Source organism: Citrobacter sp. Cb031, assembly GCF_030336725.1.
Taxonomy (GTDB): domain Bacteria; phylum Pseudomonadota; class Gammaproteobacteria; order Enterobacterales; family Enterobacteriaceae; genus Citrobacter; species Citrobacter braakii.
The window spans coordinates 641,057-654,815 of sequence record NZ_JAOWDA010000019.1; the positions used below are offsets into that span (position 1 = coordinate 641,057).

At 52.7% G+C, this 13,759-nt stretch carries 16 protein-coding genes and 1 riboswitch; of the genes, 4 read left to right on the forward strand and 12 right to left on the reverse strand.

Going from position 1 to position 13,759, the window contains the following annotated elements:
• Positions 1 to 6 precede the first annotated feature (6 nt).
• Genes OGV93_RS04240 through pduA form a run of 12 tightly spaced genes read right to left on the reverse strand, consistent with a single transcriptional unit; the run spans position 7 to position 8,372 of the window.
• Positions 7 to 282: a EutN/CcmL family microcompartment protein gene (locus OGV93_RS04240; protein WP_003030211.1), complete on the reverse strand. Its 276-nt coding sequence runs from the start codon at positions 280 to 282 to the stop codon at positions 7 to 9.
• Positions 283 to 285: 3 nt separating this feature from the next.
• Entirely contained in the window at positions 286 to 777 is a 492-nt protein-coding gene (gene pduM, locus OGV93_RS04245; protein WP_047415490.1) for a microcompartment protein PduM, read from the reverse strand.
• A complete protein-coding gene (locus OGV93_RS04250; protein ID WP_016153533.1) occupies positions 774 to 1,406 on the reverse strand; it encodes a phosphate propanoyltransferase in 633 nt (210 codons plus the stop codon). Before OGV93_RS04250 ends, pduM begins: the two co-directional genes overlap by 4 nt.
• Positions 1,406 to 1,870, reverse strand: a complete 465-nt coding sequence (locus OGV93_RS04255; protein ID WP_047415492.1) for a BMC domain-containing protein — start codon at positions 1,868 to 1,870, stop codon at positions 1,406 to 1,408. Before OGV93_RS04255 ends, OGV93_RS04250 begins: the two co-directional genes overlap by 1 nt.
• Before the next feature lie 24 nt (positions 1,871 to 1,894).
• Positions 1,895 to 2,170, reverse strand: a complete 276-nt coding sequence (gene pduJ, locus OGV93_RS04260; RefSeq protein ID WP_001057752.1) for a propanediol utilization microcompartment protein PduJ — start codon at positions 2,168 to 2,170, stop codon at positions 1,895 to 1,897.
• 19 nt (positions 2,171 to 2,189) lie between these two features.
• The gene (locus tag OGV93_RS04265; RefSeq protein ID WP_016156873.1) at positions 2,190 to 2,540 is read right to left on the reverse strand and encodes a glycerol dehydratase reactivase beta/small subunit family protein; all 351 of its coding nucleotides are present in this window, start codon (positions 2,538 to 2,540) and stop codon (positions 2,190 to 2,192) included.
• Positions 2,530 to 4,362 carry a diol dehydratase reactivase subunit alpha gene (locus OGV93_RS04270; protein ID WP_019077098.1) on the reverse strand — a complete coding sequence of 611 codons (1,833 nt, stop codon included), beginning with the start codon at positions 4,360 to 4,362 and terminating at the stop codon, positions 2,530 to 2,532. The genes OGV93_RS04265 and OGV93_RS04270 overlap by 11 nt, the downstream gene beginning before the upstream one ends.
• A gap of 15 nt (positions 4,363 to 4,377) precedes the next feature.
• Positions 4,378 to 4,896 carry a propanediol dehydratase small subunit PduE gene (pduE, locus tag OGV93_RS04275; protein ID WP_153690249.1) on the reverse strand — a complete coding sequence of 173 codons (519 nt, stop codon included), beginning with the start codon at positions 4,894 to 4,896 and terminating at the stop codon, positions 4,378 to 4,380.
• Positions 4,897 to 4,910: 14 nt separating this feature from the next.
• Positions 4,911 to 5,585 (reverse strand): propanediol dehydratase medium subunit PduD, encoded by a 675-nt coding sequence (pduD, locus tag OGV93_RS04280; protein WP_047357936.1) that lies wholly within the window; start codon positions 5,583 to 5,585, stop codon positions 4,911 to 4,913.
• Positions 5,586 to 5,595: 10 nt separating this feature from the next.
• Positions 5,596 to 7,260 (reverse strand): propanediol dehydratase large subunit PduC, encoded by a 1,665-nt coding sequence (gene pduC, locus OGV93_RS04285; protein ID WP_003030249.1) that lies wholly within the window; start codon positions 7,258 to 7,260, stop codon positions 5,596 to 5,598.
• Between the two features lie 18 nt (positions 7,261 to 7,278).
• The gene (gene pduB, locus OGV93_RS04290; protein WP_016153528.1) at positions 7,279 to 8,091 is read right to left on the reverse strand and encodes a propanediol utilization microcompartment protein PduB; all 813 of its coding nucleotides are present in this window, start codon (positions 8,089 to 8,091) and stop codon (positions 7,279 to 7,281) included.
• Positions 8,091 to 8,372, reverse strand: a complete 282-nt coding sequence (pduA, locus tag OGV93_RS04295) for a propanediol utilization microcompartment protein PduA (protein WP_003030255.1) — start codon at positions 8,370 to 8,372, stop codon at positions 8,091 to 8,093. The genes pduB and pduA overlap by 1 nt, the downstream gene beginning before the upstream one ends.
• Before the next feature lie 525 nt (positions 8,373 to 8,897).
• Between pduA and pduF the strand changes: the two genes are divergently transcribed.
• From pduF to cbiB, 4 genes are all read left to right on the forward strand, one after another.
• Positions 8,898 to 9,707, forward strand: a complete 810-nt coding sequence (pduF, locus tag OGV93_RS04300; protein WP_016153527.1) for a propanediol diffusion facilitator PduF — start codon at positions 8,898 to 8,900, stop codon at positions 9,705 to 9,707.
• A gap of 201 nt (positions 9,708 to 9,908) precedes the next feature.
• Positions 9,909 to 10,820, forward strand: a complete 912-nt coding sequence (gene pocR, locus OGV93_RS04305) for a transcriptional regulator PocR (protein ID WP_016153526.1) — start codon at positions 9,909 to 9,911, stop codon at positions 10,818 to 10,820.
• Positions 10,821 to 11,152: 332 nt separating this feature from the next.
• Positions 11,153 to 11,327, forward strand: a riboswitch (cobalamin riboswitch).
• A gap of 88 nt (positions 11,328 to 11,415) precedes the next feature.
• Positions 11,416 to 12,795: a cobyrinic acid a,c-diamide synthase CobB gene (locus tag OGV93_RS04310; RefSeq protein ID WP_287109403.1), complete on the forward strand. Its 1,380-nt coding sequence runs from the start codon at positions 11,416 to 11,418 to the stop codon at positions 12,793 to 12,795.
• Positions 12,792 to 13,751, forward strand: coding sequence for an adenosylcobinamide-phosphate synthase CbiB (gene cbiB / locus OGV93_RS04315; RefSeq protein WP_047357938.1), 960 nt, complete (start codon positions 12,792 to 12,794; stop codon positions 13,749 to 13,751). Before OGV93_RS04310 ends, cbiB begins: the two co-directional genes overlap by 4 nt.
• Positions 13,752 to 13,759: the final 8 nt, after the last annotated feature.

A 13,759-nucleotide genomic window follows, 5' to 3' on the forward strand; every position in this document is an offset into this window, starting at 1 on the left:
TTCCTCCTAACGAGAAAGCGTGTCGACAATGCCGACGATAGCCAGATCGATGGCCTCATTAGGGCCGGAAAAAACGTGTCTGGCGCTGGAGCCACTGCTGAGTAATACCAGTTCTCCAGTTCCAGCGCCGACAGAATCAACCGCGACTTCATCTCCACTCACAGGGGACGCGGGAAGCTCTCCGTCCGCACTCACCCGACGTACCAGCAACAGTTTCTTCCCCACCAGTGATGGGGATTTTTGCGTGGAAACCACAACGCCTGTAACCCGTGCCAGATGCATAGCTCACTCCTGCTTAATTAATTGGACATTTCGCGTACCGACGGCGTCCTGAGCCAGAGCCGTCACGACACATCGACGACGTAGCACCAGAACGCCGCCCTTCAGTTGGGCGACGTCGGCATAGCTGAGAAGTTTGTCAGGATGCAAAACGATGATTCGCCCCAGCTCGTCACTGAACTCCAGAGGCAGACGCGCAAGTTTTCTAATGGGGATTGCGGGTAACAATCGGTGTTGTAGTGAAATTTTTACGCGGACTCCGCATGCCAGCGCTTCGTGGATCGTTACCACCGACATGTTGTCCGCGCAGCCCTCGGCAATTTGCTCCAACAATGGCAGGTCCGCCTGCAGGAGGTGGAGCGACGAGTACTGGCAGCACAATGTCCGTGGTTCGATTTCCCGTAACTGCGCGACGCTAAGCGAGAGCGTGCTTTCCGCGCGTTTTTTTAATCGGGAAACAACCTCCTCGATAATGCGTTGCAGCAGTTCGTTGTTCATCGTGGGCTCACCAGTGTGGCAAATGCCTGCGGATTATCTGCGCCCGCAGCATTGGCTTCGTCGGTATCGATATGCATTTCAAGGCGCATATCCGGCGAAACGCGTACGGCGACGTTATCGAAAATCAGTCGACGTTCATCGCCATTAATGGCAACAGAGACTTTATCGCCATGGGAAACGCGCAGGATTAGGGCATCGAGCGGCGACATATGGATATGGCGTTGGGCGACGATTACCCCGGATGCTAAGTCCAGTTCAGCAAATGGACTGATAAGGCGAACGCCTGGCGTGCCCTCGATACTGCCTGACATCCGTAGTGGAGCAGCAATTCCCAACGTACGAGCGTCGGTACGAGAAATTTCGACCTGACTGGTGCTACGCAGTGGGCCGAGTAAGCGCACATTTTTTAACTGACCTTTTGGTCCCACCAGTGTGACGGTCTGGTCTGCTGCATATTGTCCGGGCTGCAGCAGCTCTTTTTTCTCACTAATAGGGTGATTGGGAAACAAGCGGTCGTAATCTTCAGCGCATAGATGAATATGACGATTAGAGATCCCTAGCGGAATAGGGCGCTCACGCATTTCATCCAGAACTTTGGTGACCGTTGTCTCCAGTTGCTGTTTATCCATCACGCTTCACCTCGTTTGCCTGAGTGCAGACAAAGAGAGCGCGGCTCGCCCTTTTGACGGGGGCAGGCAGGGTCAAGACACAGATTGCAGCTAATCAACTCTGCATCTTGCGGCACTTCGGGCGCTGCATGGTCCTCAGTCATCTCTTCATGTGGTACGACCGGTGTCGGGGCGGGCGCTGGCTCAGACTCCGGGGTGACGCTATGTGACAGAATGCCATCCCCTGGTCTGGATATGACTTTATGAGCCACCAGTCCATCTCGCTGGTCAGCGAAACTGACACCGGTGGAAATGGCCGCCTGGACGGAGGCCACATCCCCGATTATCTTGATCACCATCCAGCCTGAACCGTTGGTTTTTTCGAGGCCCACCAGCGTGATGGAGGCGGCTTTCGCCATGACGTCCGCGCAACTGATGGCTAATGCCAGACCACTAACTTCAAGTAATCCCAGTGATTGCTTCACGCTGTGCTCCTTGGTTGCAACGATTTATGCGGATTTAGGTAAAATGGCTTCAACGTCGCTGTGCGGACGCGGGATAACGTGGCAGGATTTCACCTCGCCAACGGCGCTTGCTGCAGCGCTTCCTGCATCTACGGCAGCTTTCACTGCGCCGACATCGCCGCGAACCATAACGGTGATAAGGCCTGAGCCGATTTTTTCGTAACCAACCAACTGCACGTTTGCGGATTTCACCATGGCATCAGCGGCTTCAATAGCGCCGACGAGCCCTTTTGTTTCAACCAGTCCCAGTGCGTTATTCATACTGCTTTTCTCCTGTGGGTTATGAGTGGCATTCCCGAAACGGAATGCCTTTAACCAGCCGCGCAGCGTTATTACCAATGCTGCGTCGGGCATGGTTATCTTGTTGATACGTCAGCGTAAATAGTGGCGCTGATGTGGGTAAGTTTTTATAGTGCACGACCAGTTTTTCGCGACTGCAGCCAATGCCAACCAGCAGTGGCGATTGGCAAGCCGCCAGCCATGCGTTGTGGATAACGTCAGTTGACGGGCTCTCCTGAATCACAAAGGGGATCCCTTCTTCTTCAATACCCAGCAGCACATCACTCCAGACGTCAGTGCATCCAGCAGTGGCGAAGATAACGATGGCTGGCGTGGTGAGATTACTTTCCATGAGCGAATGCCTTGTACCAGGAGAGAATCAGCCCTGTCGCGACCGCGTTGCGCGGACCTTCGGTGCCACGAATGTTGCCGCGCCCGGCAACCAGGCGATAGTGTGCCAGTGCGTCGGTGACCAGTTGCGGAACTTCAAAGTCCAGGGATGAGCCGCCAACCAGCACCACAAAGGGAATATCCCGAATGTTCCCGGTCGGACTCACCTGACGTAGCGCTCTGAGTGCGTTGGTGACGAAAACGCGTTCCTTAGCGCTGCGGCGAATGGCCCGGACTTTCTCCAGCGCCAGTTCGCCTGGCAGTGGCACCAGTTCATCGGGTTTTACTACGCATACGCGGGCAAAAACCGTTGGCGGGAGAGGTGTAGGGAAGAACTGGACGCTGCCATCTTCGTGGCGAAGATGGAACAAGCTCTCGACTTTCGCCAGCGGGTACTTTTTGATCTCTTCAGCGAGATAACGGTCTTCCAGCCCCAGTTCACGGGCAATAATCATCGTGACCATATCGCCCGCACCCGCCAGGTGCGTGGCAATAATTTCGCCTTTCGGGTTGATGATGGAGGCATCGGTCGATCCTGCACCGAGGTCCAGAATAGCCAGTGGCCGCGTCGTGCCGGGGGTGGTTAAGGCCCCCAGAATGGCAGCTTCGGCTTCGGCGCCGCCAACCTGGACGTCAATGTTGAGCTTTTGCGTGATTTCCTGAGCAATCATCGCCATTTGCAGGCGGTCTGATTTCACCATGGAAGCAATGCCGACAGCCTGTTCCAGCGAGAACTCACCGGCTAGTCCGCCGGTCACGCTGACGGGAACCGAGGTATCGACTGCCAGCAGGTCCTGAATAAAAATTTCGTGGCTGGGTTTGTTGGTTAATTCAGCCATTGTCTGGCGCACATGCTCCAGCATGCCGCCAATATTGGTGCCAGCCTCTCCGGTGACGTTATCCAGTTTCGGGCATTCGCCAACCGCTTTCATAATCGCTTCAGCGCCAGCTGCAACGTCGACCCGTACGGTACGACCCTGCGACTGTAGCTCCAGATTTCCGGCAGGAATGGCTCGTGCTTTCACATCACCTGATGGCGTTTTCACGACCACGGCAGAACGGTTGCCGATCAGCGCCCGCGCCATCGGGACAATGTTTTTAGTCTCGTCGGCGTTGAGGCCAAAAACGGTCGCAATTCCGTAAGGGTTAGAAAGCGTTTCAATGACTTTTCCTGGAATTGCGACCTCAATGGCAGCCAGCATACCTAACGGGATGCGGTCGATATGAAGGACTTCATCGACGATAGGCAGGGGGTGGGTCAGACGATTACTGACCAACACGCCATCGTCCTGCTGCAAAATAACGCCAGTTAACTGGTATCCGGCGCGGACGGAGGCATTAATCATCGTGGCGACATCGGCGAAATCAAAGGCCGATGACACCACCAGAATATAGGGCGTATCCGCCGGACGGCTGAGCAGGTCTTCCGGCGTAATAGTGACGCCAACGCCTAATCCGACGCCGCCCGGCGTTTTAGGGTTATGGCCGATCATGGTGGATTCAGTGATGATGGTTTCGGTTATCGTTTCCATCGCGACGTCGCCAATGACCGGGGTGGCTTCGTTAATACGGATGAGCGAAATATCGCTGACATTAATACCGGCGTTTTTTGCTGCCAGCGAAAGTGCCTCCTGAATACCAAACACATTACGTAATGTGCCTTTAATTCCGGTGGTTTCTGCCAGCGCACTGCCGGTGATGCTCAGTGCGCCAGACTCATCGAGGGTAGCCAGAGCGACTTCCGTTGATGAGTTGCCTATGTCAATGCCAGCTATATATCGCATGATCCTGTCCCTGAGTTAGTCGTCGCCTTTGAGTTTTTTACGCTCAACGTACAGCGCTGCCGCTTCACGAACGAAAGCTGCACAGATCTTTGCCTGATAACGATTTTCGAGATCGTCGGCGATGGCCATCAGCTCGTCTTTCGTTGAGCGGTATGGGCGCAGCGCGTTGTAGATCTCAAGAATGCGATCGTCAGGTACAGCGGTTAGCTCAGCTGCACGCTCGAAGTTCATCGCCAGTCTGTCACGTCCGGCATCTTTGGCGATTTCCGCCTGAAGGCGCAGCGTTTCAGGGGTGATGCGCATGTCCTGCGCCGTCACTTTGTTGCTCAGAACATTTTCGAGCGTGAAGTCATCCAGAGTTTTGTTGGTTGCGGTTTTTACCCACTCAGGATGTTTATTCGCGAGAGGGTAATCCGTGACTTTCGCGGTATGTGCTGGTGAACTCGCCGCGGCCGGCGTCACGGGCTCGTCTTGCAGGCTGTTCATCCGGCTCAGCACATCCCGAACCATCGATTCAATTGCGTCGGTATTCATGGAGTTATCCTTTATCAAAGCGCCACGCGCAGTTCCTGCGGGTTTTTGCCCGTCACGACGTATTTGGTCTCTTTAATGTGCAGAATGGCCGATTTCGCCTGGTACTTAGGACGAGCCATCTGGTCATTCAGAGTAGGGACCGGTTGCGGAGATTCACGCTTGGCATAACGCGCGGCGTTTTTACCGATCTGACGATAGGTTTCCAGCGTCAGAAGCGGTGCCTGAGGGAACAGCTCCAGGTTAGAAAGCGGCGGTAACCCCTGCTGGTGGATAACCGTGGTACCTTTTGACTGGATGCCGATAGAGATCCCGGAACCGCTCAGACGGTTACCTTCCACGGCGACAAATGCCACATCGGAAGATTTAAAGCAGCGGATAACGCGCGCTTTAATGCCTTCTTCTTCAATACCCGCAATCACTTCGCGCAAGATGTTCTTATGCGGGATCCCTACGATATTGACGGTTTGCGACAGTCCAAACGCGGGACCTACGGCAATAATCACTTCGTCCTGCTGCTGGCCTTGTTTGGCTTCGCCAATCTCGGTCAGAAAGCTGTCGCCCTGCACCGCTGCAGCCTGTGGAGCGCTAGCCGCTGTCGATGCACGGAATGAGACGGGTTTGTCGCTGGTTTGCATTTCAGACAGTACGTCTTCAATAATCTGGCGCAGCAGCTTTTCATTGATTTCCATTTTTCACCCCTTAGCCAAGTTCGTTGGGATCAAGTGCGCCAGGGATGTTTTTGATCTCTTCCCAGCGTTCGCCTTGTAGGCGATAACCTGTTGCCGGACCGGCATAGTCATTGACGTCATTTACTGCGGATAGCACCTGTCCGTCGCCAACGATAATGGCGGAGGTATGCAGATAATCCCCGGTTAACTTGGCTTTCTGGATGTTGAGCATGTCCTGAGCGACATCGGTAAACCCGCCCTGAGCAAGGGCTTTCACCACTTCCAGACCGTTACGGTTTTTATTGATGATCTCTTGCGCAAACTTAATGTCTTCAACGATGTTTCGCTCCGGCATATCTTTCGAACCGTGGGCGTAAGTCGCCGCTTCCACTTCTTCATCAGTGATTGGCGGTAATCCCATCCCGGCAAAGACGGCCTGCAGTGCGCGCGCCGCTTTATTACGAATGGCGATAACGTCTTCTTCACGAACCGGACGCAGACCCCCATCTACCTTGAGGTCTCGCTGGAGAACGTTGTAGTCGTCAAAATCTTCGGCATCCTCGTTCGAACCCGCAAACATGTTGTCGTAGTTCGGTACAGCGGAATAACCGGAAGAGATGAAGTCAGTACCCGGCAGGAATTGCATCAGCAGGCGGGCAGTACGACGCATATCCGAGTGGGTAAAGGTTTGGTCGTTGCTGGAGGCACACTCCAGATCCAGGGAGGAACAGATCAGGTTTTCAGCTAACACCGCACGAATGCCTGACGGCACAGCGGAAGGCACGCCGATGCAGCTTACTGAGCCATTTTGTAAACCCTGTACGCCAGCGGCTTTGGTGATGTAAATACAGCGGGCTTCGAGGTAAAGCATCGATTTACCTTCGGCGTAACCCATCTGAACTTCTGAGCCAGAGCCGGAGGTAAAGCGCATTTTCAGACCGCGTGAGGCGTAGGAAGAGGCGAGGAAACCTTTCGACCATGGCGTGTCATCGCCGTCGGTAAATACGGGTTCAGTACCATAGACAGAGATGGTTTCCGCGTAACAGGTGTGGCCTAACATACCGAGTTTAAGTTCGGTCGCTTCTTCCAGCGAGCACTGGGTTAATACGCCAGGGCGCCCAACCTGTGAGCCGACTAACAGCGCAATGGCGTTAAAGGGTGCATAACGCGCAACGGCAACCGTCGTTTCCTGTTCGTCAAATCCGCGCCAGGCGCCTTCAGCCGCATCAGCGGCAATCTGCACCGGATTATCTTTAACGTTAGTGACGTGCGCCTGCTGAGACGGTGTACGACGAGCACGCATTTTCTGCATGGCCATCATCATCTCAACGACGTTCATATGGGACACCACTTCGACAATTTTTGCCGGGGTCATTGCGGTAGTCAGCGGCACAATGTCTTTGCGCTTCACGTTAGGATCGCAAAGCATATTGGCAAGTTTTACTGAGTCCATCGCCATGACTTCTTCAGCGCGCGCCAGGTTAATGCCATAGCGGGCAATGAAATGGTCAATTAAGTCAAATTCACTGGCGGATTTTCCGTCCAGTTCTGTGACTGTACCGTTGACGATTTTAATCGACGGTTTAGGGTCGTTCGGGCTTTCCATCGCAATGAAGCCTTCTTCGATCCACTCCTTAACGAAGCCATCCTGGTTCACAGGGCGCTTCGCCAGTGCTTCAAATCTTTTCGATCTCATGAATCAGCCTCACTGATATCAGATGTAGGACGGACGATCGTTTTTCGGTTCTGAGCCGAGGGTCCCGAGTACGGTTTTACCGATTTCGCGGGCGGAGATAACGGCCTGACGCACAGCGCCGGAATCGCCTGAAATGACCAGAATGGCTTCGTTACTGAAGCTGGTGCCATGGGCAGGGGAGCTGTAGGCCACAACTTCCACGTTGGCGGATTTCAGCGCAGTATCAGCCATCAGGACACCAACGGATGCCGGGGCGCCGACGATCACGCCACAGGCACGGCCAATCGGTGCACCAAAGGCTTTTTCCAGCGCGTAGCTGGCGCGTGCGGTGTATTGCATCTCGATGTGACCGGCTTCGTTGGCATACACATCGCCAAAGGTGCGATCCAGTTCTTTCAGCGCAACCTCGATTCCGCGTTTCACGTCGGAAACATCGTTGCCGCCGAGAATAATCAGCGAACCGTGACCCGCGCCGCCTTTGGTATCACGTGGCAACTCAATACTGACGACTTCAGTATTGGTGGCTTTTACCGCTTCATCTGCGGCCATGATGTGCGGGCCTGCACCAGTACGCGCGCCAAGGATGCCAATGGAGCGATACCGTTTTTCAAGTTTCATTGCGTCCAGTAGGGCGCTGTCCACGTTGGCGATTACCAGACCGACGGTGTCGCCAATCGCAGTACCGACAAACTCCGTTAAACTGCAGCTTTTCTCTGCCATAGCCGTTTCTCGTGTTGGAGGATTATTTTCAGGGATAGCCTGCTGTTCCGGCGTTGCCACGCGAGCAATCACCTGCGCCATGATCTGATCAACCAGCTCATTGCTGCTCATTAGCTAATTCCCTTCGGTAAGATTTTTTCTACATCGGTGTGAGGGCGTGGGATGACGTGTACGGCTTTCACTTCTCCCACATTACGTGCTGCGGCGGCACCTGCATCTGTTGCTGCTTTGACTGCGCCAACATCGCCGCGGACAATGACTGTTACCAGCCCCGAACCAATTTTTTCGTAGCCGACCAGCATTACATTGGCTGACTTCACCATTGCATCTGCGGCCTCTATGGCTGCAGTCAAGCCTTTGGTTTCTACCATTCCTAACGCTTCTTGTTGCATAAAGACCTCGCCTGGGTTGTCCCGATGTTCATGACTATAAAAAGAAGCGAGGAAAAAGAATGGCTGACTTGAAATTGAGAGTGAAAAAATAATAGAGGTAAGGTGATATAAAATTGCTATTAATTATTTTAACTTATTGTTTTTAATGGCTATATTAAATTTTATTGATGTGATTATTTAGTTATGTCAGTTCCACATTTACACTTTTTCTGGTGACATTATAAATATCATTTGCTATGCGAAAAAAATGAAATTGTGATGGTGGTTTGAAAACGGATTTCTGCTAATAGCAATATTTTATTGTTTTGAAAATGTCCGTGTAATACGCGTAATCCCGATTGTCTCTAATGTTTTAATAAAGTGCGTAGCAAGAATTTGCTATTGCACCACGATTTTAAAGGGCAAGCTATCCGCAGAATGCCAACAATTTGCTGATACGGCCTTTTATAGTAAGCCTCGAAGTATTCTACTTGCCAGTAAGGAGTCCGCTGGTAAAGACACGAACTCTGCTTAGAAGGTGTCACAATGAACGATTCACTAAAAGCGCAATGCATTGCTGAGTTTTTGGGTACCGGGCTGTTTTTGTTTTTTGGTATTGGCTGCCTGAGCGCTCTGAAAGTCGCAGGTGCCAGCCTGGGATTGTGGGAGATCTGCATCATTTGGGGTCTGGGGATCTCGCTTGCAGTCTACCTGACGGCCGGGATTTCTGGCGCGCATCTCAACCCTGCTATCACCATCGCACTGTGGCTGTTTGCCTGTTTTCCGGGGCGCAAAGTTTTACCTTACACTGTGGCGCAGGTCGCGGGGGCCTTTGGTGGCGCTTTGCTGGCTTATTTGCTCTACGGCAGTCTGTTTACCGAGTATGAGTCGGCCCACCAGATGGTGCGCGGCAGTCTGGAAAGCCTGCACCTTGCCAGTATTTTTAGTACTTATCCTGCGGCGGCGCTCAGCGTCTGGCAGGCAGCGTTGGTCGAAGTGGTGATTACCTCCATTCTTATGGGGATGATCATGGCGCTGACTGACGACGGTAACGGTGTGCCTAAAGGTCCGTTGGCACCATTGCTGATTGGTATTCTGGTTGCTGTTATCGGCGCATCCACCGGTCCGCTCACCGGATTTGCGATGAATCCGGCGCGTGATTTTGGTCCTAAATTGTTTGCCTGGATGGCCGGATGGGGAGATGTTGCGATGACCGGCGGGCGTGATATCCCTTATTTCATTGTACCGATTGTGGCCCCTATCATCGGCGCGTGCGCGGGTGCAGCAATTTATCGTTATTTGATTGGCAAAAATTTACCGTGTAATACGTGTAAGCTGGACGAAAATGAGAGCTAGCTTCACAGAAGAAGTTTATTTTTGAAAAGTAAAAACTGTTTTCGTGATCCGGTATCCTGAACTGCCCAAAAAGTCTCCCAAGAATGGGAGACTTTTGTTATGTTCAATTACGACTTTCATCAATGCTCAGGATGGCAGGGTGAAAATGAATGTGAATAATATGTTTTATTTATAACAATAAATTAACTGAGAGGTTTTATCATGATTTCTGCGAGTGCCCTGAACTCAGAACTCATTAATAAAATCGCACAGGATTTTGCGCAGGCCACCAGTCTGGCCGTTGTGGTTGTCAATATTCACGGTGATGAAATTTCTGAGCTTTTTAATTTCACCCCTTTTTGCCAGTTGATGCGTCAGCATCCTCAGCACAGTACCCGTTGTCGTATGAGCGATCGCTGTGGAGGGCTGGAAGCCTCTAAATCCGATCAACCCTGCATCTATCGCTGTCACGCCGGACTTACCGATTTCTCAATTCCGCTGGTCATTGCGGGGCACCTGGTAGGGTTTGTGCTTTGTGGCCAGGTACGCTTAAGTAACGATGTTGGTTTGGTTGATATTCTGAATGTAGATGACCGCTGGCAAGCCGATCCCGAACTGGTCAACGAGTTTCGTAATGTACCGGAAATGGACTATTCGCGAGTCATCGCCTCAGCGGATCTGCTGAAGCTCATCGTAGAAAATTGCCTTAAGAAACAACTTAATTTTGTGGTTATCAAAGATAACCCGCAGCAGTCAGAGCCGGTACGCGCTAACCGCAGTACCAATCCTCATGACAGCAAAATGAAAAAAGCACTGCGCTATATTGATGCGCATTTATCAGACGAATTGCGTCTGGAGGATGTCGCCTCTCATGTTTACCTTAGCCCTTACTATTTCAGCAAATTGTTCAAAAAATATCATGGGATCGGTTTTAACGCATGGGTAAACCAGCAGCGAATGGCCAGTGCAAAAGAGCTGCTTTGCCACAGTGACTGGAGCATAGCCAGCATTGCGCGTAATTTAGGATTTTCGCAAACCAGTTATTTTTGCAAAGTTTTTCGTCAAACGTATCAGGTCACGCCGCAGGCATTTCGCCAGCAAATAAATGTCATTTCACGTGGCGAATCCGCTTAAATGGCAATATTTTGCTATTGCCGATTTTTGATATAGGGCGCTATGCCAGTCATTATAAAATGAAAAGTAGCGACAGCAGTCAATAAATTGTCATAGCGCAACAAAATAATAGTATTAGAGGGATAAACTGCACCAGTTTTTATTTTTGTGATGAGATACAGTGTCTCTGTGAATGACTTTCTTTATTCTTTGTTGGCACTTTCATTCAGAATGCGAGCATATGAATAAGTGGGTTTATGCCAGGTAATTGGTTGAATGAACCCGGCAAGATATTAAATTGAATTATTGTCATGAGGTCGTGAATTTACCTCATAACAGAGAGCTTAATTAATCAGGCTCTTGAACTGACAGGTTTGCCACATTTGTGGTAGGGAAGGGGGTGAGAATCCCCCGCAGCCCCCGCTGCTGTGATGCTGACGACCCCGTATTGACCACTGATCGCAAGATTGGGAAGGACGGGTGAGGATGACGCTAAGCCAGAAGACCTGCCTGTCAGTGACTACCAACAACTTCGGTGGGAAGTGGGTGGTTCAGATGCATACAGTCGAGAGACTGGGTATCTTTACACCCCTACCACCCTGAACAGGATCAGGGTATGGCGGCCAATTTTCACGCTTTTGTTCTTGCAGGTACCGGAAGCGGCTGTGGTAAAACCACGGTGACGCTGGGCTTGTTGAGCTTGTTGAAAAAACGCGGTTTACGCGTCCAGCCTTGCAAAGTAGGCCCCGATTACCTTGATACCGGCTGGCATACCGCGGTATGCGGCACTGCTTCCCGCAATCTTGATAGCTTCATGCTTCCCGTCCCCACCCTGAATGCTTTATTTCGCGAGCACATGCAACATGCGGATATCGCCGTTATTGAAGGCGTTATGGGGTTGTATGACGGATACGGCACCGACCCAAACTACTGCAGCACCGCCGCGATGGCCAAACAGTTAGGCTGTCCGGTTATCCTACTGGTTGATGGCAAAGCCGTTTCCACCTCGATCGCCGCGACGGTAATGGGGTTTCAGCATTTTGATCCAACCCTGAATATTGCCGGCGTTATTGTTAACCGGGTTAACAGCGAAACGCATTACCAGCTCCTGAAAGTGGCGATTGAGCGTTACTGCGCTGTACCCGTCTTAGGCTACGTTCCCCGTATGGAAGGCGTTGCGCTTCCTGAGCGTCATCTGGGGTTAGTTACCGCGCGTGAGTCGGTTATCAACCAGCAGCCGTGGCAGGCGTTTGCCGCGACGCTGGAGCAAACCCTTGATATCGACGCGCTGCTGAGATTAAGCCAGTTAGACACGCTTCCTGCGGGTGAATGGCCAGCGCTGCCCGCCGCAGACGCCGGGGCAGGGCTAACGCTTGCTATCGCCGATGACGAAGCGTTCAATTTCTACTACCCGGACAACATTACGCTACTGGAGCGCACGGGGCTTAAGATTGTCCGTTTTAGCCCGTTGCACGACACCTGTTTACCCGACTGTCAGATGATCTGGCTGGGGGGTGGCTATCCTGAGTTACATGCTGCGGCGTTGGCCCGTAATGTTGCAATGCTTAACCAACTGCGGGCGGTGCACCAGCAGGGTGTCGCGATTTATGCCGAGTGCGGGGGGCTGATGTATCTCGGCAGTTCGCTGGAAGACAGCCAGGGTGATACCTGGCTGATGACGGATATCATTCCCGGTCACAGCAAAATGGGAAAACGTCTGACCCGATTTGGCTACTGCGAAGCGCAGGCCGCGCAGCAAACGTTGTTGGCTGCAGAAGGCGAAGTGCTGCGCGGACATGAATTCCACTACTCCGATTTTACCCCTGAAACTCCCGCGGTGATGAACTGTCGCAAAGTGCGCGATGGCAAAACGCTGCAAGCCTGGTCCGGCGGCTGGCAGGTGGGAAATACCTTTGCCAGCTATCTACACGTTCATTTTGCTCAACGTCCGCAGATGCTTAACCACTGGCTGGCAGCCGCGAGGAGCGCACTATGACCATCCTCGCGTGGTGTGTTGCCTGGCTGCTTGATTTTATCATCGGCGATCCGCAGAACTGGCCGCATCCGGTGCGCTGGATTGGCAATCTGATTTCTGCGGTGCAACGGGTTGTTCGGCGTTACTGCCATAGCGACCGTGCGCTACGCATCGGTGGCGCGGTGATGTGGATTGTGGTGGTTGGGCTGACCTGGGCTGTGTCCTGGGGAGTACTGGCGCTGGCGCACTCTATTCATCCCTGGCTTGGTTGGGTGGTTGAGGTCTGGATGATCTTTACCGTGCTGGCCGGGCGCTGCCTGGCAAACGCCGCGCAGGATGTCGAGCGTCCGCTACGTGCCGGTAACCTTGCTGCAAGTCGGGAAAAGCTGTCATGGATTGTAGGACGTGATACCTCGCAATTACAGCCACAGCAGATCAATCGCGGCGTAGTGGAAACCGTGGCAGAGAACACCGTTGATGGCATCATCGCGCCGCTGTTCTTCTTGCTCCTCGGCGGTGCGCCTCTGGCGATGGCCTACAAAGCGGTAAACACCCTTGACTCCATGGTGGGCTACAAACATGAAAAATACCGCGCTATCGGTATGGTCAGCGCTCGTCTGGACGATGTCGCAAATTATATTCCCGCGAGACTAAGTTGGCTGCTGCTGGGCGCAGCGGCATTTTTATGTCGCCAGGACGGCGCGCGTGCTTTGCAGATTGGCTGGCGCGATCGCTACAACCACAGCAGCCCAAACTGCGCGTGGTCAGAAGCGTCCGTAGCCGGGGCATTAGGAATTCGTCTGGGTGGTCCTAATGACTACTTTGGCGAGCGCGTTGAGAAACCGTGGATCGGTGATGCACAACGCGACATTTCGGTAGACGACATTTCCCATACGATTCGATTGATGTGGGTGGCATCGATGCTGGCACTGGCGCTGTTTATTGCGCTGCGGTGGCTGCTGGTCGGTGTGGCCTGAGGACAACA

What these genes read in the sequence shown, in the direction of transcription:
- OGV93_RS04240 (WP_003030211.1), bottom strand. Translation starts at nt 282, where the DNA reads ATGCATCTGGCACGGGTTACAGGCGTTGTGGTTTCCACGCAAAAATCC.
- pduM (WP_047415490.1), bottom strand. Translation starts at nt 777, where the DNA reads ATGAACAACGAACTGCTGCAACGCATTATCGAGGAGGTTGTTTCCCGA.
- OGV93_RS04250 (WP_016153533.1), bottom strand. Translation starts at nt 1,406, where the DNA reads ATGGATAAACAGCAACTGGAGACAACGGTCACCAAAGTTCTGGATGAA.
- pduJ (WP_001057752.1), bottom strand. Translation starts at nt 2,170, where the DNA reads ATGAATAACGCACTGGGACTGGTTGAAACAAAAGGGCTCGTCGGCGCT.
- OGV93_RS04265 (WP_016156873.1), bottom strand. Translation starts at nt 2,540, where the DNA reads ATGGAAAGTAATCTCACCACGCCAGCCATCGTTATCTTCGCCACTGCT.
- OGV93_RS04270 (WP_019077098.1), bottom strand. Translation starts at nt 4,362, where the DNA reads ATGCGATATATAGCTGGCATTGACATAGGCAACTCATCAACGGAAGTC.
- pduE (WP_153690249.1), bottom strand. Translation starts at nt 4,896, where the DNA reads ATGAATACCGACGCAATTGAATCGATGGTTCGGGATGTGCTGAGCCGG.
- pduD (WP_047357936.1), bottom strand. Translation starts at nt 5,585, where the DNA reads ATGGAAATCAATGAAAAGCTGCTGCGCCAGATTATTGAAGACGTACTG.
- pduC (WP_003030249.1), bottom strand. Translation starts at nt 7,260, where the DNA reads ATGAGATCGAAAAGATTTGAAGCACTGGCGAAGCGCCCTGTGAACCAG.
- pduB (WP_016153528.1), bottom strand. Translation starts at nt 8,091, where the DNA reads ATGAGCAGCAATGAGCTGGTTGATCAGATCATGGCGCAGGTGATTGCT.
- pduA (WP_003030255.1), bottom strand. Translation starts at nt 8,372, where the DNA reads ATGCAACAAGAAGCGTTAGGAATGGTAGAAACCAAAGGCTTGACTGCA.
- pduF (WP_016153527.1), top strand. Translation starts at nt 8,898, where the DNA reads ATGAACGATTCACTAAAAGCGCAATGCATTGCTGAGTTTTTGGGTACC.
- pocR (WP_016153526.1), top strand. Translation starts at nt 9,909, where the DNA reads ATGATTTCTGCGAGTGCCCTGAACTCAGAACTCATTAATAAAATCGCA.
- OGV93_RS04310 (WP_287109403.1), top strand. Translation starts at nt 11,416, where the DNA reads ATGGCGGCCAATTTTCACGCTTTTGTTCTTGCAGGTACCGGAAGCGGC.
- cbiB (WP_047357938.1), top strand. Translation starts at nt 12,792, where the DNA reads ATGACCATCCTCGCGTGGTGTGTTGCCTGGCTGCTTGATTTTATCATC.